The sequence below is a fragment of the Zongyangia sp. genome (assembly GCF_965361945.1).
The window spans coordinates 1-5,672 of record NZ_CBDTOK010000111.1; the positions used below are offsets into that span (position 1 = coordinate 1).

At 56.5% G+C, this 5,672-nt stretch carries 7 protein-coding genes and 1 pseudogene; 3 read left to right on the top strand and 5 right to left on the bottom strand.

What is annotated here, in order from left to right:
• A pseudogene (locus ACZ25G_RS07470) lies at nt 1–330 on the bottom strand (HAD-IIA family hydrolase); the annotation flags it as partial.
• 131 nt (nt 331–461) lie between these two features.
• On the opposite strand from ACZ25G_RS07470, the gene ACZ25G_RS07475 reads away from it, so the two are divergent.
• Nucleotides 462–2,567, top strand: coding sequence for an ATP-dependent helicase (locus tag ACZ25G_RS07475; protein ID WP_463682035.1), 2,106 nt, complete (start codon nt 462–464; stop codon nt 2,565–2,567).
• An 11-nt stretch (nt 2,568–2,578) separates the two neighbouring features.
• Entirely contained in the window at nt 2,579–3,208 is a 630-nt protein-coding gene (locus ACZ25G_RS07480) for a trimeric intracellular cation channel family protein (RefSeq protein ID WP_463682036.1), read from the top strand.
• On the opposite strand, the gene ACZ25G_RS07485 is transcribed toward ACZ25G_RS07480, so the two are convergent.
• The 3 genes from ACZ25G_RS07485 to ACZ25G_RS07495 form a co-directional block, all read right to left on the bottom strand.
• A complete protein-coding gene (locus ACZ25G_RS07485; protein WP_463682037.1) occupies nt 3,198–3,515 on the bottom strand; it encodes a hypothetical protein in 318 nt (105 codons plus the stop codon). The two genes, ACZ25G_RS07480 and ACZ25G_RS07485, sit on opposite strands and share 11 nt — an antisense overlap.
• A gap of 126 nt (nt 3,516–3,641) precedes the next feature.
• Nucleotides 3,642–4,277 carry an ImmA/IrrE family metallo-endopeptidase gene (locus tag ACZ25G_RS07490; protein WP_463682038.1) on the bottom strand — a complete coding sequence of 212 codons (636 nt, stop codon included), beginning with the start codon at nt 4,275–4,277 and terminating at the stop codon, nt 3,642–3,644.
• 24 nt (nt 4,278–4,301) lie between these two features.
• Nucleotides 4,302–4,817, bottom strand: a complete 516-nt coding sequence (locus ACZ25G_RS07495) for a helix-turn-helix domain-containing protein (protein ID WP_463682039.1) — start codon at nt 4,815–4,817, stop codon at nt 4,302–4,304.
• Nucleotides 4,818–4,978: 161 nt separating this feature from the next.
• Here ACZ25G_RS07495 and ACZ25G_RS07500 point away from each other — a divergent pair, with 161 nt between their 5' ends.
• Nucleotides 4,979–5,209, top strand: coding sequence for a helix-turn-helix domain-containing protein (locus ACZ25G_RS07500; protein WP_191482749.1), 231 nt, complete (start codon nt 4,979–4,981; stop codon nt 5,207–5,209).
• 144 nt (nt 5,210–5,353) lie between these two features.
• Here the strand turns inward: ACZ25G_RS07500 and ACZ25G_RS07505 are convergent.
• The coding region (locus tag ACZ25G_RS07505) for a hypothetical protein (RefSeq protein ID WP_463682040.1) at nt 5,354–5,672 on the bottom strand (319 nt) is incomplete at its 5' end.

Consider the following 5,672-nt stretch of genomic DNA (forward strand, 5'->3'; position numbering starts at 1 on the left):
GCCCGCCCTTTCAAATTCCCGGGTCAGGGAGTCGGTGCCCACCAGATAGACCCTCTTGCCGGGGAAATGCTGGTTGAGGTAGATGGTAGTGGCCTCTCCTGAGGTAAAGATCCGCTGGGGAGCTACCTCAAAGCCCATCCGCCGCAGTTTCTCCTGGTAGGCGAACCGGTCTTTGGAGGAATTGTTGGTCAGGAACATAAACTCCCGGCCGGTTTCCTCCACCTTCTTGACAAAGGTATAGGAGCAATCAAAGATCTGATTGCCCAAATAAAAGGTGCCGTCCATATCCAAAAGAAACATGCGGATATTTTGCAGCTTCTCTATCTCCATGGCTTCTCCTCTTTCCTGTTATACTTCAGTTTTGTCCCATCATACCGCCTGGAGGGAAGGCTTGTCAACCCTTTCCAAAGTGGCCGGGATGTGGTAGGATAAAGACAGCAAAGGACAGGGGGAATCGGCAGATGGAGGAACAGGCGCTCTTTGATTATCTCAAAGAGAATTTCCAGATCCAGCTCAGCGCCCAGCAGAGGGCGGCGGTAGTGGCCGGCGGCAGGCCGGTGCTCCTGCTGGCAGTGCCGGGAGCGGGCAAGACCACGGTGCTTGTCACCCATGTGGCCCATATGATCGCCTGCCGTGGCATCCGGCCGGCGGAAATCTTGACCCTTACCTTTAACAAAGAGGCCGCGCGGGACATGGGAGAGCGGTTCCAGCGGCTTTTCGGCAGCCTTCTCTCCCTGCCCCGGTTCCAGACCATCCACAGCTTCTGCTACCGGGTGGTGATGAATAAATGCCGCCGGGACCGTCTCCGGCCGCCACGGCTTTTGGAGACGGTGCTGGGACAGAAGGTCAACCGCTTGTTTGTCGAACTGTTCCGGAAATATCAAGGGCTGAGCCCCACCCAGGAGGAGATCGAGGACGTCCGGCAGGCCATTGGCTATGTAAAAAACATGATGCTGGAGGAAGACCAGGTTCGGGAGCTTTCGGTCTGCGACCATTTCTGGGAGATCTATCAGGGATATGAGCGGTACAAGCGGGAGACTGGGCTGATGGATTTCGACGACATGTTAACCCTGGCCTACGAATACCTGTCCACCGACGGGAAGCTACTTGAGAGTGTGCAGGGGCATTACCGGTACATCAACGTGGATGAGGCTCAGGATACCTCCAAAATTCAGCATGAGATTATCGGGATGCTGGCCGCCCGGAGCCGTCAGCTTTTCATGGTGGGGGACGAGGATCAGAGCATCTATGGCTTCCGGGGAGCTTTCCCCCAAGCGCTGCTGCGCTTTTCCCAGGACTATCCAGACGGGGAGATCCTCAAGATGGAGCGCAATTTCCGCTCCACCGATGCCATCATCCGGGATGCTTCGGCGCTGATCTCTCACAACCAGGACCGCTATGACAAACAGATGCACGGCGTGCGGGGAGAGGGGGTGCCGGTGGAGCATCAGCTTGTCCGGAATCTGCAGGAGCAGTACCGGTATGTGATGGATCAGGCCAAAGCCCTCGCCCCCGGTAGAACCATGGCGGTGCTCTACCGCAACAACGATTCCGCCATCCCCCTTGTCGACCTGATGGATCGGGAGGGGATGGGCTTTCGACTGCGCTCCGGGTCTGTTAACCCTATGGATAACCCGGTCACCGCCGACGTAATGGCGTTTTTAAGCCTCAGCGCCGACCCGTCGGATCTGCGGGCTTTTTCCCGGGTGTTTTTCAAGACCTCCTGCTATCTGACCAAGGAGGTCTATGCCTTTGTCAAACATAACCACCGTCCCGGCGCCGACATTTTCCAGATCCTCCGGGATGCCCCCTACCAGGGCAGGTGGGAGGATCTAAAATCCCTTTCGGAAAGGATCAGGATGCTCAAGCTAATGCGGCCGGCGGATATGGTGGACAGTATCCTGTGGGACGTAGGCTACGAGCGGTACCTTAACCGGATCACCCGGTCGGGAAGCCGGTATGAGACCATGATGTATAAGGTGGACATGCTCCGGTCCCTGGCCTCCGGATATCGGGACGTCTATGCCTTTGCCCAGCGCATTGAGGACTTTGGAGCCCTGTGCAGGGAGAAAAACCGGGCGGTGAGCAATTTGACCCTTTCCACCGTCCACGCCAGCAAGGGGCTGGAATTTGATCAGGTCATCCTCATCGACCTGCTGGAGGGGCGTTTCCCCTCGGACGTAGCCATCCAAAGCCATGTAGAGGGCGTCGGAGACGCCTTGGAAGAGGAAACCAGGCTCTTTTATGTGGCCATGACCCGGGCAAAGGACCGGCTTGTCCTCATGGTCAGCGACGAGATTTCCCAGAAAAACAGCAAGGTCTCCCGCTTTGTAGAGATGAGCCGGCGCCCAGCGGCCAAAGAGAAGATCAAACCGGCTCCACAGCCCCGTTCATCGGAAGCCTTTCCCCAGCTGTCCGGGGGAGAAAGGGTGCGGCATCCCCTTTTCGGGGAGGGGACGGTGCTTTCGGTGTCCGACAAGCGGATCGAAGTCCGGTTTGGGGAGGAGATCCGCCAGCTGGACATGGATATGTGTGTCAAAATGCGTCTACTGACGCTTTGCAGGTAGAGGTGGAATATATGCAGATCAATTTTATCAGCATTCTGGAGTATATCGGCATCATATCTTTTGCCGCGTCGGGAGCCTATGTGGCCATGGGCAAGCGGATGGATATTTTCGGCGTCCTTGTGGTGGCTACGGTGACAGCCTTGGGCGGCGGCATACTGCGGGATGTTATTATGGACGTGGGAGTCCCCATCTTTTTCCAAAGCTATGTGAGCATCCTTCTGGTCCTGATGACAGCCGCCGCCGTCATGCTTCTAGGGGACAGGCTCCGGACCCTGCTCCTGATCCCCCTTTTTGATACGTTAGGCCTGGCGGTGTTCGCCATTGACACAGGGGTGAAAGCCATCCAGTCGGGCTATAGCCTGACTGAATTTGCCTTTGTCTCGGTCATCACCGCCGTAGGCGGTGGGGTGCTGCGGGATCTATTGTGCCAGCGGGTGCCGGTGATCCTCCGGCGGGAAATCTATGCGCTGGCAGCCCTTTTGGGCACGGTGGTTCTCTGGTTCCTCCATCCCTATATCGGGCTGATGCCCGCGGCATACCTCTCGATGGGCCTGATTGTAGCGGTGCGCCTGGTGTGCGCCTATTTTAAGATAAACCTACCCATTGCAAAACTCAAAAAATCCAAGCAGGTTAATCGATGATTTCAATGGTGGCCCCTCGGTTGATAGCCCGCTGGCTGAGCATGGAACGCAGGTTGGTGGTGGTCAGGGAAAAGAGATTGACCAGGGTTTCCAGATCCCGGCGGGTCTTATCCTTGCCCAGACTTAGGGCCAGGATGGAGGCAAGGCCCACAATGTCCTCCTCTGACATACGGAGTTTGCTCTTGCGGGTGGGCCGGTTGGCGTTATCGGGGTCTCCGGGAGCGTTGGCTGCGGCGCGGTCAGCGGCTCGTCGCAGCCGCTGTTTTTCCCCAGACGCCACGTAGGAGATGCCGTTGTCTTCCGCCATGCGATCGCCCCCTTTCCCTTCAGTATATGAGAAAGTCCCTCAAAAGGCCCCAGGCTTCGGTCAGCGGACGGACAAAACAGAAATCCCCTCTGATACGGAAAAGGAAAACCGTAGCAGAGGGGATTTTTAGGGGATGTTGGAGGTGTTTTCTTGAAAAATATCGAGGCCGCTGTCCTTCTTTTTAGCCTTTTGGGCAATATAGGCGGTGATGAAAGGCTCAAACTGGAGAAACAGCCGCAGATCATCCCGGGAGACGATGGCGCTGCGCTGGCGGCGGAAAGCCTCCAGCTCCGCAAAACGGTAGTCCGCGGCCTCATGGGAAAAGCCGGTCAGCTCCCTGAGCTCTCTCTGGGAACTGACGCCGCAGAAGTGGAGAACCACCAGCGGCCCCAGAATTTCCTTGGCCAGCTGATCGGCCTCCCGCTCCATCGGGTCCTTTTTTCCAGCGGGGGAGGGGGTGAGAGGGCTCCGCTTTTTAGGATGGTAGTGGAGCAGGATATGGGACAGTTCATGAGCCAGGGTCCAGCGGATCCGGCCCGGATCGTTGAGCTCATTGTAAAAGACGGTCAGCCTACCGTCGATGGGGAAGGTCATCCCATCCGGCCCAAAGCGGCCCAGCAGATAGGAAAGGCTTTTTCCGGCGGCCTGACTGTACTGGCCATAGGTCAGCACCGGAACCTTCATGGCCGCCAGCAGGGAGAGGGGAGAGACGGGCAGGGAATGGACGTCTGCCCGTTGAAACAGTTCCAGGGAAGGATGCATACCGAACGGCTCCTCTCGTGTGGCTTAGTCGTTGTTACCATTGCCATCCGAGAAGAACATCCTGCTGATTTTCTCCGCATCCCTTCTGTCTTCTTCGCTGATGCCGGAGACGCCGCCTCGGGCCGCAATCGGCGCGTCGGCGGCAGGGTGAAGGAGAGAGAGGGAGGAAAGCTTTTGGCTTGTGCTCTTGGAGGTGGGAATGGCGCCGCCTCCAGTCTCGCAGTAGGACAGCTGGGAGGCGGTGGCCGCGTTGACGGTGGCCTTCCCCCGGTCGTCCAACCGCCGGAAGTTGAGGATCAGGCGGCTTTCCTCCTCGTCCAGCTCCAGGGCCGGCTGGCGGATGTCGGTGCGGCAGAGCAGGTAGTCGGTGGAAACATTGAGCACATTGGCCATCTCACAGAGCAGAGAATAGGCCGGCTCCCTGGCGTCGGCTTCATAGTTGCGGTAGGTATTATAGGGCAGACCCAGCTTTTGGGAGAGCTGCTGCCGGGAATATCCCTGCTCCTCCCGCAGTTGGATGAGTCTTTGTCCAAATGTCATAGGAACGCACTTCCTTTCTTGTTGTCTTTATTATACTCTATTTATTTTCGTATTGCAATATTAAAATTTCTGTTTTGAGATATTTTTTTCAAAAACCCCTTGATTTTTATTCGTAATGAGTTATAATAAAAGCGAACAAGAAACAGAATGGAGGAAATACAATGACGATATTTAAAAATATGGAACGGATGAGAATAGAACATAACATGACAAGGGAGGCCTTGGCCCGGAAGTTGGGCGTCACCCCTGCCCGGCTGCGCAGCTGGGAAATCGGCAGAGAGCCCATCCCGTCGGACAGGCTCATCGCCATGGCGGATCTGTTTGGGTGCAGTATTGATTTCCTGCTGGGACGCAGCAGCCGGATGGAGTATGTGATCAGTTTCGCGTCGTGACCACATTCCGGCGTAACTGATAGAGAACAGATTCCCCATAATCTCACACACAAACACAGGGGGATCCGGCTGAGTGGAATCCTCCTGTGTTTGGTTAGAGACGAAGGATGCGGAAAAATCACAGGCGGCTGGGGAGAGAAAGAATCACTCCGGGGTTGCCAGGCCATCGATATACAGTCCCATGAATTTTTTAGAGGAGGGAGGCAGCTTTCCGGCGCATTCATCCCGGCGCAGGCGGGTGACCACTAGGGATTCTCCTGGGGGAAGATAGCCGCAAAGCCTTTCCCGGATCCCCAGCACCGTATACCGGGAACAGAGAAGAAAACAGCCGGGGAAGGATTGGAGCACCTCCCCCAGCCGGTCCAGCTGGGAAAAGAAATCCATCGGTTCCTCCCCGCAAAGGGAAACACAGACAAGGTAGAGCATCCTGCCCCTCCTTTGACGGAAAATCTGGGGCGGATAC